Genomic DNA, 13569 nt, shown 5'->3' with positions numbered 1-13569 from the left:
AATAACAAGACTCTGAGGTGATAGCTACTTTGACTTGTTACTTCATATATAACTTTTGAGCTCAAGTAGCTTCAATAAAGAATCCATAAAAAAAGACCGCTCGAAAGCAGTCCTTTTTGCAAAAATAAATTTAACTCGTACGCCTATTACGCGTCAGTTGATGTAATACCGACACCAATAAATCAATTTCTTCAGTCGTATTATAAAAAGCCAAAGACGGACGCACGGTCTGTTCTACACCAAAACGACGTAAAATTGGCTGTGCACAGTGGTGCCCAGAACGTACCGCAATGCCATGTTGATTTAAAGCTTTACCGACCTGTTCAGTTGAATAGCCTTGTAAGGTAAAGGACATAACACTGGCTTTGTGATGCGCTGTTCCGATCAAGCGTAAACCAGACACACTGCTCAGTGCATTTTGACCATATTCGAGTAGATCATGTTCATAGCGAGCAATGTTATGAATACCTAGACTCTCAACATATTCAAGCGCAGCGCCTAAACCAACAGCATCGGCAATGTTTCCAGTTCCAGCTTCAAACTTGTTTGGTGCAGGTTGGTAAACTACTTGTTCGAATGTAACATCCTGAATCATGTTACCGCCGCCTTCCCAAACAGGCATGCTTTCTAGTAACTCTGGTTTTGCATAGACCACACCAATACCCGTCGGCCCAAACACTTTATGTCCAGAAAACACAAAAAAGTCTGCATCGAGAGCTTGTACATCGGTAGGGATGTGCGAAACAGATTGAGCACCATCAACTAAAACACGTACACCCTTAGCATGCGCAATTTTAATGACTTCAGCAACAGGTGTGACTGTTCCTAAAGCATTCGAAACTTGAGTAATCGACAGCAGTTTAGTGCGTTCATTAATCAGTTTTGGCAACTCTTCTAAAATAATCTGGCCCGTGTCATCTACAGGAATGACTCTTAATTTTGCTCCAGTTTTTTTAGTGAGTTGATACCAAGGCACAATATTGGCATGGTGTTCTAAGTGAGAAACGATAATTTCATCACCTTCACCAATATTTTGCTCACCCCATGTTTTTGCAATCAGATTAATGCCTTCGGTTGTTCCTCGAACAAAGATAATTTCTTTAGAAGAGGGTGCACCAATAAATCGGGCCACTACATTTCTTGCATGCTCATAAGCATCGGTTGCACGAGCCGCTAATTCATGGGCAGCACGGTGAATATTTGAGTTTTCATGCTGATAAAAATAAGCAATCCGATCAATCACGCGCTGCGGTTTTTGTGTAGTAGCTGCATTATCAAACCAGACCAAAGGTCGACCATTGACGCGTTCCTGTAAAATTGGAAAATCGCGACGTATGGCATGTACATCGAGTGGTTGAGCACTGCTTGCTACAAAGGTGGGTTGCGATGGTTGATAGTGACTATAACTTTGTCCAGTTTGAGGCAAGTCTAAAAAATAAAATGCAGAGCTTGCCGAACTTTGGGGAGGCGTGTTCGTTGCAAAACGATCTTCCGTCAGCAATGATTTCAGCTGATCACCATGTGGTAACTGAAAAGACTGTGCAACTGAATAATTATCTTCAACACCTTTAACAGACGGTTCTGCTGTATTAGGAGCAGAAAAATCATTTAAAAAATAATAAGGTGATTCACCTGCACCAGTGGGTAAGTTTGGTTCAATGCGTGGCACGTTGGGTTCACTATGAGCAGCTTGTGGCAAATGTGGTTCAAATGGTGGGCGTGGCAAATTAGCTCCACCAACCACAGGCGCAGACGCTACAATTCGGCGTTCAGGGTAGTCTGGCAAATTTGGAATATGCTCAGGATATTCCGGATTGAGACTTTTCTGAAAGGCGATATTGGGCGCACGACCACTGAGTGCAGAAAATGGTTCACCCGGTTGTGGTGGGTGCGGTGGCGCTCCGACAGGTAAATCCAAGTTAAGGCCCGATGGAGAAGCTGAACTGCTTGAGCTTGGTAATGCTGAAAAAAACTCATTAGCAAGTCGAGCAATGGTGGACTCATCAGGGAAGTTGGCTGGTGGGTTAACACCAGTCACTTCAGGCCCCGTTGGACTACCTTGCAGATTACTTGTAGTTAACTGGGTAGTCATGATATTTGTCCACCTCCACATCATCTAACACTGCTAAAGCATCGTCTGTTAATACTGCAAGTGAGCAATATAACGAGATCAGATATGACGCAATTGCGTTACGGTTAATGCCCATAAAACGTACTGAAAGCCCCGGTGATTGTTCACCAGCAAGACCTGGTTGGAATAAACCAACAATCCCTTGACGCTTTTCACCAACCCGAAGCAGCAAGATTTTAGTTTTGCCATCTTCTACAGGAATTTTATTTGATGGAATGAGTGGAATTCCGCGCCATGTAATGAACTGCGAACCAAACAGACTAACCGTTGGAGGCGGTACACCACGGCGTGTACATTCACGGCCAAATGCTGCAATTGCATCAGGATGCGCTAAGAAAAACCCCGGTTCTTTCCAGACTTTACGTAGTAAATCATCAAGATCATCAGGAGTAGGTGGGCCGTTTAAAGTCGAGATACGTTGGTCATCTGTCACACTTGCCAGTAAACCGTATTCAGGATTATTGATGAGCTCACTTTCTTGACGTTCTTTAATGGTTTCAATGGTTAAACGAAGCTGTTCTTTAATTTGGTCATGTGGGCTGCTGTAAAGGTCAGCAACACGTGTATGTACATCTAAAACAGTAGATACACCGTTTAAAAAGTATTCACGTGGCTCTGGATCATAATCAACAAAAGTCTGAGGTAAAGTTGCTTCATCACGCTGTGTGCAAGCTACTTGAATATCGTCGGTATTATTCACACGGTTTAGGCGATAAATACCTGCTTCAACAGGAAGCCATTGAAGTAAATGAGTTAGCCATCGGGGAGTAATCGTGGAAAGTTGGGGAGCTGTCTTGGTCGCATTAGCCAGTTGACGGGCCGCATGGTCCCCAAGTGCAAGTTGGGCTTTGTCTGTATTTTTCGCCATGAATCATTTTTCCTTATTACATTGGCTTTTTGAAAATAAAAATTCTAGGATGCATATAAGCTAGAATTAGTTCTGGTTTTAAAATTAAAATCGCGTTATAAATTTTTTAAATACTGAGCTTATTAATGAGTTATCTATTTTCTAAATAAAAATATATTTAAACTAGAAATAAGCATTTTATTAATCTGCACGTTCTTTATTTATTTATCTCCTTATCTATTTATTTCACATTTATAGTTTTTAACCGGCAATATGATTTTTTTGATAAGACTCATTAGGTGACTGTAAAATCTGGCTACCTGCGGCAACACTATGGGTTAACCAGACATTTCCCCCAATAATGGAGCCCCGACCAATCGTAATACGGCCTAAAATAGTGGCACCTGCATAGATCACAACGTCATCTTCAACAATCGGATGGCGTATATAGTCTTTTTTCAAACCACCATCATCATTGGTTTCAAAGCGTTTTGCTCCAAGGGTCACGGCCTGATAAATACGAACGTGCTCCCCAATTACACAAGTCTCACCAATCACCACACCTGTACCATGATCAATGAAAAATCCTTTACCAATTTGCGCACCCGGATGAATATCAATACCCGTAGCAGAGTGGGCCAATTCCGAAATAATGCGTGACAATAAAGGCACTTGAGCATAGAGCTGATGCGCAATTCGGTGATAAATAATCGCAAATATACCCGGATAGCAGAGCAGTACTTCATCTACACTATGTGCTGCCGGATCGCCTTCATAAGCAGCACGCACATCGCCATCTAAAAGGCGCCGTATAGAAGGCAAAGTGTTGGCAAAATCCTGCACAATAGTTTGGGCAAGTTCTTGTGGCTGCTGTACTGGGCTTGAATGACTCAAATGACGTTTCACTTCATAATTTAAAGCCAGTTGCACTTGAGCATGTAAAGCTGTTAGCACCCGATTTAAGGTATAGGCAATATAAGAATCTTCAGTTTCCTGACGTAAGTCGGCAGGGCCTAAACGCATTGGAAATAAAATCCCACACAGGTCATCCAAAATGACCTTTAAAGCTTCTTTAGATGGAAGTTCACGGCCCCCAAATTCTTTGGTTCTGTGCTGCTGCTGGCGCCAGTCATGCCTTGCTTGTTGTAAACCTTGTACAACCGCATTAATGTTCCATTGAGTCACAAGCTTTCCTTGATTCATTGAAAATTGGTTGAAGTATTAGTCTTGTTGCCAAGGAAGTTGGTGGATGCGCCAGCCATTTTTCTGATTACGCTGTTGCTGATCATTTAGATCGCCTTCGAAGCCTTCAAGAACGTTATAAATGTGCTCAAAACCTGCATTAAATGCGGCCTCGGCAGCTTGTGCTGAACGGTTGCCACTACGACATAACAAAAGAATGGTTTTATCTTTGCCAACTTTTGATTCGAGTTCTTTTAAAAAGCGTGGATTACGGTTAAACGATGTGCCTGTTGCCCAAGCAACATGAACACTTTCAGGGACATAACCTACAAATTTACGTTCTTCATTGGTACGTACATCAACTAAAACGGCTTCTCCTTGTTGTACGAGTTGCCATGCGTCAACAGGTGATAAACTGCCATTAAAATTTAGTTCGTGTTCTTGTGCATATTGCTGTGCTTTAGCAAGAATATCTTCGGCTGAAAAGGATGTATTTGAACCATTTGAAATAAAACTTTGCGGAGTTTCAGTATTTAATTTAGCGTTCATTGAATATATCCTTATCTTTGATTCAGATTGTTAAGGTTCAATTTACGCGTTTTTAAATATAAGCAAAAATAAGGAATATCTATTTATATATATTATTTTGATAAATAAGAGCGATGAATGTTTTATATAAAATATTATTAGTTAATTTTATAAGATTATTAAAATAAAATAGATTTAAGAAATTTTATTATTTAGTAAAAAGCGTGCAGATTAAAATAATCCACACGTTTTTAAACATTAAGCAAATCCACCATTTACCCGAATGACTTGTGAATTTATCCAACGCCCATCTGGGCCAGCTAGCATGGCAACTACTCCAGCAATTTCTTCAGGTGTTCCGATCCGTTCCAATGGAGCAAGTTTTGCAATAGCCGCTACTTGTTCATCAGTTTTTCCATTATAAAAAAGGTCAGTGCCTGTCGGGCCGGGTGCAACGGCGTTTACAGTGATATTGCGTCCACGTAACTCATTTGCTAACACATGTACCAAACCTTCGACACCTGCTTTTGAAGCAATATAAGGACCATATAAAGGAAAAGATTTGGCAATTACACTGGTTGAAAGCGCAATAATCCGGCCACCATCTGGCACTGTTTCGGCCGCATGCGCCAATATTAAAAACGCGCCACGTAAATTGGTATGAATTACTTTATCGAAATCTGGCAGGCTTTCAGGTGTAATTTTTGCCATAGGCATAATACCAGCACTATGAACTACCACATCTACTTGACCATTAATGGCCTTTGCCTCTTGAAATAAACGGCTCACCTCATGTTCATTTGCAACGTCCGCTTGAATAGCTGAGGCTTGACCACCTTGCTCAATAATATGTTCTATAGTGGCTTGAGCATGCACTTTATTGCCAGCATAGTTAACAATCACATAAAAACCATCTTGAGCTAAACGTTCTGCAATAGCACGGCCAATACCACGTGATGCGCCAGTAACCAGAGCTGTTTTTATTGAAATATTCATTTTTAGATTGCCTGTTTGAGTAGGTATGGCTTATTTTAATAATATAGAAATATGGGATAAATCATCAGAATTGGATAAGATAATTCCATATTTGTTAATAATAGATAGGGTTAAAAGCGAGCACTATGGATAAATTTGATACCTTGCAACTTTTTACCCGCATTGTAGAGCTGGGTAGTTTTAGTCAGGCAGCCGATCAGCTGAATATCCCACGTGCTACAGCAAGTAATGCCATTAAAGAGTTAGAGAATAATTTACAGTGCCGTTTGCTAGAACGGACGACTCGGCATGTAAGGCCATCACTAGATGGACAGGCATTTTATGAACGCTGCACACAAATATTATCGAAACTCGATGATGCCGAATCATCTTTACGTAATGTAATTGCACAGCCCCGAGGTTTACTACGTGTCGATTTATCAGGCGCACATGCGACTAAAATTGTTTTACCCAATATCGATCAATTTCACGAGTTGTACCCCGACATTGAACTGGTAATTAGTACAGGTGATCGCTTGGTTGATCTGATTAGGGAAGGGATAGACTGTGTGGTGAGAGCGGGGCGTTTAGATGATTCCACTTTAATTGCTAGACATTTGGTCGATATGCCGCAAGTGATTTGTGCAAGTCCTGACTATTTAAATAAACATGGAACGCCAGAGCAACCAGAAGATTTATTATCACATTATTGTGTCAATTTCTTTTCGACATCAGGCGGACGGAATTATCCATTTGAATTGATGGTGAATGGCAAAAAACAAGATTATTTTTTGAAAAGCTGGATCGCGGTAAATGACGCTGAAAACTATGTATTATCTGCCTTACAAGGGGCTGGCTTAATTCAAGTACCGCACTACCATGTGGCAAATGAATTAAAAAATGGGCGACTGGTTGAGGTTTTATCTGAGTGGGAAAGCCCGAAGATGTCAGTTTCTGCTTTATATCCGCAGCATCGGCAGCTCTCGCCACGCGTACGAGTTTTTGTCGCTTGGCTGAGTGAGTTATACACGGGCTATTTTGCCAACTTTGAATACCCGCAAAAATGAAATATCTTGCGGGTAAGTCAAAAACTAAATGATATTTTTAAGACTGATTCTGCAATTTATCTTGAGTCTTGGTCTCAAAATCACTCGCATCATGGCGTTCATGCAACTGCGTAGCTAAATCACCAAAAGTACGATTGACCATACGGCCACGTTGTACCGCAGGGCGCGCTAAAATCGCATCTGCCCAACGTTGAACATTTTTATATTGATCGACACCTAAAAACTCCGCGCCGTTATACACCCAGTTTCTAACAAGACCGCCATACCAAGGGAACGCTGCAATATCAGCGATGCTATATTCAGAACCCGCCAAATATTCGTTTTTTGCCAGATGCTGGTCTAATACATCAAGTAAGCGTTTTGTTTCCATTGCAAAGCGGTTAATTGCATATTCAATTTTAACAGGGGCATAAGCATAAAAATGTCCAAAACCACCACCTAAGTAAGGTGCACTGCCCATTTGCCAGAATAACCAATTGAGGCATTCAGTACGTGCAGCAATATCAGTCGGAATAAACGCTTTAAACTTTTCAGCCAAGTAAAGCAAAATTGAGCCAGATTCAAATACTCTTAATGGCGGGTTTTGGCTATGGTCAACCAATGCTGGAATTTTAGAGTTGGGATTAATGTCTACAAAGCCACTACCAAATTGCTGTCCTTCTCCGATTTTAATCAGCCAAGCATCATATTCAGCATCTTTATGTCCTAACGCTAAAAGCTCTTCAAGCAAAATAGTAACTTTTTGACCATTAGGCGTTGCTAAAGAGTAGAGCTGAAGCGGATGTTTTCCTACAGGAAGTGTATGTTCGTAGCGAGGGCCTGAAGTAGGTTGGTTTAAATCGGTTTTTTCTCCAGTCCATTGCCAAACTTGTGGAGGAATATAGTTTGAATCACTCATTTTTTATCTCGTGTTTGGTGTAAATATAAGGCTTAGTTATTTCGCAAGGCAAGCCATTTTTGTACGGTCGGTCTTTGCCATTGCTGTAATGCATAGTTTTTTAAACGTTCTGGTACAGCATCACCATTTTGAATAAGGCGTTGCAACATAAGGGCAAGTTCAGCATCGACAATGCTCCATGAACCAAAAAGAAATTCGGCATCAGACGCAAGAAGTTTTTCTGCAACAAAGAAAAGTTTCTCCGCAGCTTTTAGACCTTCTTCTGAAAGTGGAGTGGAGGTGGGCTGAATAAAAATAACATCGGTTGGACGCTCAGTTCTTAGTGCAACTAAGTCCGATCGGAGCCATGCCTGAATTTGTCTTGCTCTTGCGCGTGCTTGAATATCTTTTGGATAAATAGATGTGTTTGGATAAAGCTCTTCAAGATATTCCAAAATGGCAGAAGATTCTGATAAGGCAAAATCGTTATGCTCGAGTACAGGCACTTTGGCAGTTAATGACTTTTCTACATAAGATTTTTCAAACTGGCCTTGCTGGCCTAAGTTGATGGTCGCTATTTCAAATGGAATTTGTTTTTCATGTAGTCCTACAAAAACAGTAAACGCGTAGGGACTTAGAAATTGTGAATCTGTGTACAGCTTAAAATGTTCATTATTCATTGTTATTGTCCATGTCATAAAACAATCGGATCTAGTCTAAGTGAGCTGATCCAAGATTGGGTAGCTTTTTTGTGGAAAAGCTTTATCGGTTTTTGAATTAAGCTATTTCAACGTTAGGGCTTAATGTGCTGAAAATGTTGACGGACAATGCTAAGCCAAGCTTGTACTGCTGGTGAAACAGGAAGATTTTTTTTCCAAGCCATGACTAAGTGCCATTGAATATTTGGTTTTTCGAGTGGCACTGCTGCAAATAAAGTCGGGTCAAGCATGTCGGTATAATATTGAGGAAGAAGCGCGATCCCCATACGTTGTAACACCATGTCTGCTAAGAGGTGCCATTGGCTGGTCCGGCACGCAATGGTTGGGTAGAAACCATGCTGCTTACATGCATTGAGAATAATACTGTTTAAAGAAAAATTCTCTGGAAACATTAAAAATGATTGGTGTTGTAGCTCTTCTAGATTTATTTTTTTGCGGGTTGCCCAAGTCGCATCACGACGTAAAAGTACCATTAAAGGGTAGTTACATAACTCGATGCTATTAAAAGTTTGCTCATCAAAAGGCTGCAATAAAACGCCAACGTCTAGCTCATTATTGAGTAAAGCCTGTTCAATACCGCGTGAACCAACCTCCATAAAAGCCAATTCAATATCTGGCAATTGCTGATGATAATCAAACAGGGCAGTCGTCAGAAGCTGCGAACCTAAAGGTGGAACACCAAGTTTTAAAGTCCCAGTTTTTAATTGTTGGTAGTTTTCAATTTCAAGAAAAATGTTCTGTTCTGCCTGAAGAAGCTCGACCGCATGTTGATATATGCGCTCTCCAATTTCGGTTAATTCAATTTGTCTTTTTCGTCCATGATCGGGTTTAACCAAAAGCTGTACCTGAAGCTGCTCTTCAAACTGCTGTAATATTTTACTAATGGTGGGCTGAGTCAGATATAACTCTTCAGCAGTATGGGTAAAACTTTTAGTTTTTACCAGCGTAACAAAGCACTGTAATGATTTTAGTGAAAGCATAATAAAGAATAAATTATTCCATTTTGGAATAATATTAACATGAATAATTCATATTTAGCAGGTCTAACCAAGCTAGCATAATAGTGTAGTTAACCATTTAATTTCGCAAAATGAGTACTGAATCTGCTTCTGGAACACCCAAACAACCTTCACTTTTAGTTTTAGTTAAACAAATTTTGATTTTGGCTGGATTTTGGTGGATCGGGTATCTTTTACATCAAAAGCTCGGTGTACCTGTCTCGGCAGGTATTTTAGGTATGTTTTTATTACTTTTATGCCTGTTCTTTAAAATTATCAAAATGGATCAGGTGGCAATGGGAGCAACTGTGGTTTTAGGTGAGCTATTACTGTTTTTTGTGCCTGTAGTCGTTGCCGTAGTTCAGTATAAAACCTTGTTTATGACCGAAGGGTGGCAAATTGTCTTGAGCATTGCGGTTGGGACCATTTCGGTCATGCTCAGTACGTGCCTGACGATTCACTATTACAATCGTTTGAAAGCTTATTTACAGGCTCGAAAACGTCTTCAACATAAGCATATCTAAAGAGCAAACGACATGAATATCTGGTCAATTCTTTGTCTGATCTGGACTTTGGCAGCCTATATTGTGGCAAAGCGGATCTATCAGAAAAATCCAAAACTTTGGTTGTCACCCGCGATTAGTGTGCCTGTACTCACCATCATTTTGATGACGATTTTTGGAATTTCATACCAAACTTATTCAAAAGATACGCAGTGGATTGTTAATTTATTAGGGCCTGCAACGGTTGCGTTTGCTGTACCGATTTATCGTTATCGGGAAACGATTCGTAAAAACCTTGGAGTCCTTTCAATTGCGATTATTGTGGGGATGAGTGTAGGTGTGATGTCAGCCTATGAGATGGCTCAGTGGTTCCACTTTAGCCCAGAAGTGACCAACAGTTTAATGGCACGTTCTATTTCAACACCTTTTGCCATGATTTTAGCCGAAGATATTCATGGTTCGGCAGCATTGGTTTCACTATTTACCGTTATTACTGGTTTGGTCGGTATGATTTGTGGTGACGCAATTTTAGCGATTACTAAAATTCGTTCAAATGTGGCCAATGGGGCAGCTTTCGGAAATGCAGCCCACGGTTTTGGTACAGTGAGAGCACAGCAAAGAAATAGTGAAGAAGGAGTGATTGCCAGTTTAACCATGGTCATTGCAGGTATTTTAATGGTACTGATTGGGCCATTTGCGATTCATCTATGGCTGTTATTGTAGGCTTTGTCTAAGTCGGCTTGTCATATTGTTGAATAATCTTTGATAGTTTTTTTATGGCTTGTTGCATCAGTTCGGGTTCAAAATCGCCTAAGCCGACAATTAAACCCGAACGTTGCCGCTCTTTTGAAAATGTCGGTGAAATTGCTTTGATGGCAATGCCTGCATCGATTGCCGAACTTGCAACGTCAATATCATTAATATGCTGAGCAAGCCATAACACCATATGCATGCCTTGATCGCCTGGCTGTAACCAAGCCAGCTCTTGAGGTATGTATTTTTCAATCAAACCAATAATGTATTCGCGGACTTCTGCATAGACATTTCGAGTGCGTCGAATATGCCGTTCTAAATAGCCTTCTTGAATAAAAGCAGCCAAAACGTGCTGGTCGGCAGCAGGTGGGTGTCGATCAATTAAGACTCTAAGCCCACAAAAAGGTGCTACCAATTCTTTAGGTAATACTGCATAGCCAAGTCTAAGGGAAGGAAATAGTACTTTGCTGAAAGTACCCAGATAAATGACTTGGTCGGGTGCCATGCCTTGTAAAGATGGGAAGGGCTGACCGTTATAACGGAGTTCGCTGTCATAGTCATCTTCAATGATCCATGCATTTTGCTGTTTTGCCCAAGCCAATAAAGCAGTGCGTCTTGCTAGACTCATCGGCATGCCAAGTGGATATTGGTGAGATGGGGTTACAAAAGCAGCACGTGCATGTTTAGAAAGCTTAATTCCAGTTTCAACCTGAATGCCTTCTTCATCAACAGGAACACGTACCATCCGAATGTTTTGTACAGCATGTTCAAAAATAGCCGTTGTACCCCGATAAGCCGGATCCTCAATCCAGACTTCATCTTTTGCTTCAAATAAAATCTGACTGCAAATATAAAGTGATTGCTGGATGCCAGGTGTAATCACAATTTGGTCAGGTTCGCAGTGGACAGAGCGTGACCGTCGGACATAGTCTGCTATAGCGACTCTTAGTGATAACACGCCTTGAGGTTCGCCATAACCCGAAGGGGCACCTGCACCCCGAGCTCTAAATTTATTACCAAATTTACGCCAGATGTCGCTCGGTTGAGTCCGTCCAACGGGGACAGATACCGCAAAAGGAACATGGGGAAGTGGCTTAAATTCATCAAGCACTTTGGCATAAGAACGTGCCGATTTGGTCAAAGATATCGAGTTAGGTTTATTTTCTTTTGATGAGTGTTGTATTACAGATGTTTTAACCAAAGAATGAGACACATAAGTGCCAGTTCGTGGTTGAGAGTCAAACACACCTTCAGCTAAAAGCTGATCGTAAGCTTCAATAATGGTTCCGCGAGCGACACCTAGGGTTAAAGCCAATTCACGTGAAGAAGGCAATGGATCGCCAGGCTGTAAATCACCACTTTGTACAGCTTCGCGTAAAGCTTGAGTCAGTTGAGCACTTATCTTTCCTTGGCTTTTATCAATCTTTGCAATAGACGGAAGTTCAACAACTTTTGCCATTCTTGCCATAATTCTGGTCTACTTAAAAAAATACAAAGTGGTTCTTTTTAATAAACCACATAAACCAGAAAATTTACAACACAAAATATAAATAACCCTGATATTTACAGTGAGGTTTTAGCCATGTATATCCCTGATGATTTTGCAGAAAACAGTTTGGATGTATTGCATTCTCTTATTGCAGAACATCCATTTGGAGTGCTTTTTACTCATGGAAGTAATGGCTTAGATGCAAATCATCTTCCATTCGAATTACAGGCAAGCGAAGGGAACTTGGGTGTGCTACATGCGCATGTGTCACGAAATAATTCTGTTTGGCAGGATATTAAAAGTGGAGATGAGGTAATTGTCGTGTTCCAAGCAAGCGATGCTTATATTTCACCAAACTGGTATCCATCTAAACATGAACAGCACAGACAAGTACCGACATGGAACTATAGGGTTGTGCATGCTTATGGCAAAGTGACAATTCGGGATGATGAGCGTTATGTTCGTGGTGTAGTAGCTCGCTTAACCCGCACTCATGAAGCATCTCAACCTGAACCATGGAAAATGTCCGATGCACCAAAGGATTATCTTGAACCGATGTTAAAAGCCATTGTAGGTATTGAGATTGAAATTACCAAGCTGCAAGGAAAATCAAAACTTGGGCAAAACAAAGAACGCCGGGACATTTTAGGCGCGGCAGATGGCCTATCGAAATCTGGTCATCAAACTATAGCGAATGCCATGTACAGTGTGGCTGAGTTAAATAAATAATTTTGAAAATATAAAAGCTTAATATCAATTGAGGAGAAAAAGATGTCTTTGACTACACCTGTTGAATTAGTGGGTGAGCACGTTATTTTAAAGCCGCTAGATGTAACTCAAGCTGAAGCGCTCAAAGAGGCCGTTTGCGATGGGGAACTCTATAATCTTTGGTATACCCGTGTGCCAAGACCTGAACAAATGACTGCTGAAATTGAAAGACGTCTTGATTTGCAAAAAGCCGGCTCTATGTTGCCATTTTATATTGAAGACCGAAAAACGGGGCGAGCACTGGGCATGACCACTCTCATGCATATTGAAGAAGCTCATCGCCGTGTAGAAATTGGTTCGACGTGGTATCGAAAGTCTGCACAACGTACGCCTGTAAATACTGAATGTAAAAAGCTGCTATTGGCTCATGCATTTGAGACTTTAAACTGTATTGCGGTTGAGTTACGCACATCTTCTTTAAATGTTCAAAGTCAAGCCGCGATTGTACGCTTAGGTGCAAAACTCGATGGTGTGCTAAGAAGTCATCAAATTGTGAAAGATGATATTTTGCGGGACACTCATGTTTATAGCATTTTGAAACATGAGTGGCCTGCGGTCCGTCAAAATCTAGAATGGCTATTGAGCAAACCGCGTTAAAAAGAATTTAAACAAACTGCTTTTCTCTTTTTTGGCTCAGCCAGAAGAGAGAAGCTGCGGCAATCATTAACCTGAAGTTAATAACAACTCATCTAGGTTGATTGATCGAAACTCCATAAAGCGTTTTTATAGATT

14 protein-coding genes are annotated in these 13569 nt (G+C 40.9%); 5 read left to right on the top strand and 9 right to left on the bottom strand.

Translation table 11 applies throughout. The features are described 5' to 3' along the window. Window positions 1-130 precede the first annotated feature (130 nt). From F928_RS14620 to F928_RS14600, 5 genes are all read right to left on the bottom strand, one after another. Window positions 131-2092, bottom strand: coding sequence for a family 2A encapsulin nanocompartment cargo protein cysteine desulfurase (locus F928_RS14620; RefSeq protein WP_005076518.1), 1962 nt, complete (start codon window positions 2090-2092; stop codon window positions 131-133). After that, on the bottom strand, window positions 2067-2999 hold the full coding sequence (locus F928_RS14615; protein ID WP_001107602.1) for a family 2A encapsulin nanocompartment shell protein: 933 nt from the start codon (window positions 2997-2999) through the stop codon (window positions 2067-2069). The genes F928_RS14620 and F928_RS14615 overlap by 26 nt, the downstream gene beginning before the upstream one ends. 240 nt (window positions 3000-3239) lie before the next feature. Then, a complete protein-coding gene (gene epsC / locus F928_RS14610) occupies window positions 3240-4181 on the bottom strand; it encodes a serine O-acetyltransferase EpsC (RefSeq protein ID WP_016806218.1) in 942 nt (313 codons plus the stop codon). Between the two features lie 18 nt (window positions 4182-4199). Then, window positions 4200-4709 carry a rhodanese-like domain-containing protein gene (locus tag F928_RS14605; RefSeq protein WP_005076512.1) on the bottom strand — a complete coding sequence of 170 codons (510 nt, stop codon included), beginning with the start codon at window positions 4707-4709 and terminating at the stop codon, window positions 4200-4202. 237 nt (window positions 4710-4946) lie between these two features. After that, the gene (locus tag F928_RS14600; protein WP_005076509.1) at window positions 4947-5684 is read right to left on the bottom strand and encodes an SDR family oxidoreductase; all 738 of its coding nucleotides are present in this window, start codon (window positions 5682-5684) and stop codon (window positions 4947-4949) included. 125 nt (window positions 5685-5809) lie between these two features. Here F928_RS14600 and F928_RS14595 point away from each other — a divergent pair, with 125 nt between their 5' ends. Next, window positions 5810-6730: a LysR family transcriptional regulator gene (locus F928_RS14595; protein ID WP_005076507.1), complete on the top strand. Its 921-nt coding sequence runs from the start codon at window positions 5810-5812 to the stop codon at window positions 6728-6730. Between the two features lie 37 nt (window positions 6731-6767). On the opposite strand, the gene yghU is transcribed toward F928_RS14595, so the two are convergent. The 3 genes from yghU to F928_RS14580 form a co-directional block, all read right to left on the bottom strand. Further along, window positions 6768-7628, bottom strand: coding sequence for a glutathione-dependent disulfide-bond oxidoreductase (yghU, locus tag F928_RS14590; protein ID WP_005076506.1), 861 nt, complete (start codon window positions 7626-7628; stop codon window positions 6768-6770). 32 nt (window positions 7629-7660) lie between these two features. Next, window positions 7661-8287: a glutathione transferase gene (gene yfcF / locus F928_RS14585; protein ID WP_005076503.1), complete on the bottom strand. Its 627-nt coding sequence runs from the start codon at window positions 8285-8287 to the stop codon at window positions 7661-7663. Window positions 8288-8400: 113 nt separating this feature from the next. Beyond that, entirely contained in the window at window positions 8401-9306 is a 906-nt protein-coding gene (locus tag F928_RS14580; protein ID WP_005076501.1) for a LysR family transcriptional regulator, read from the bottom strand. 110 nt (window positions 9307-9416) lie between these two features. Between F928_RS14580 and F928_RS14575 the strand changes: the two genes are divergently transcribed. Together F928_RS14575 and ywbG are read left to right on the top strand one after the other, a co-directional pair. Next, window positions 9417-9848 carry a CidA/LrgA family protein gene (locus F928_RS14575; RefSeq protein ID WP_002114274.1) on the top strand — a complete coding sequence of 144 codons (432 nt, stop codon included), beginning with the start codon at window positions 9417-9419 and terminating at the stop codon, window positions 9846-9848. A 12-nt stretch (window positions 9849-9860) separates the two neighbouring features. Next, the gene (gene ywbG, locus F928_RS14570; protein ID WP_005076498.1) at window positions 9861-10550 is read left to right on the top strand and encodes an LrgB family protein; all 690 of its coding nucleotides are present in this window, start codon (window positions 9861-9863) and stop codon (window positions 10548-10550) included. A gap of 7 nt (window positions 10551-10557) precedes the next feature. Here ywbG and F928_RS14565 read toward each other — a convergent pair whose 3' ends face one another. Further along, window positions 10558-12048, bottom strand: a complete 1491-nt coding sequence (locus F928_RS14565) for a MocR-like pyridoxine biosynthesis transcription factor PdxR (protein ID WP_005076496.1) — start codon at window positions 12046-12048, stop codon at window positions 10558-10560. A 114-nt stretch (window positions 12049-12162) separates the two neighbouring features. Here F928_RS14565 and F928_RS14560 point away from each other — a divergent pair, with 114 nt between their 5' ends. Further along, on the top strand, window positions 12163-12798 hold the full coding sequence (locus F928_RS14560; protein ID WP_002114412.1) for an FMN-binding negative transcriptional regulator: 636 nt from the start codon (window positions 12163-12165) through the stop codon (window positions 12796-12798). A gap of 42 nt (window positions 12799-12840) precedes the next feature. Next, a complete protein-coding gene (locus F928_RS14555; RefSeq protein ID WP_002114164.1) occupies window positions 12841-13434 on the top strand; it encodes a GNAT family N-acetyltransferase in 594 nt (197 codons plus the stop codon). The last annotated feature ends 135 nt before the right edge of the window (window positions 13435-13569 follow it).

This window comes from Acinetobacter pittii ATCC 19004 = CIP 70.29 (assembly GCF_000369045.1).
GTDB classification, from domain to species: domain Bacteria; phylum Pseudomonadota; class Gammaproteobacteria; order Pseudomonadales; family Moraxellaceae; genus Acinetobacter; species Acinetobacter pittii.
The sequence above is the reverse complement of the archived record's forward strand: the minus strand, read 5'-3'. Positions and strand labels throughout refer to the sequence as shown.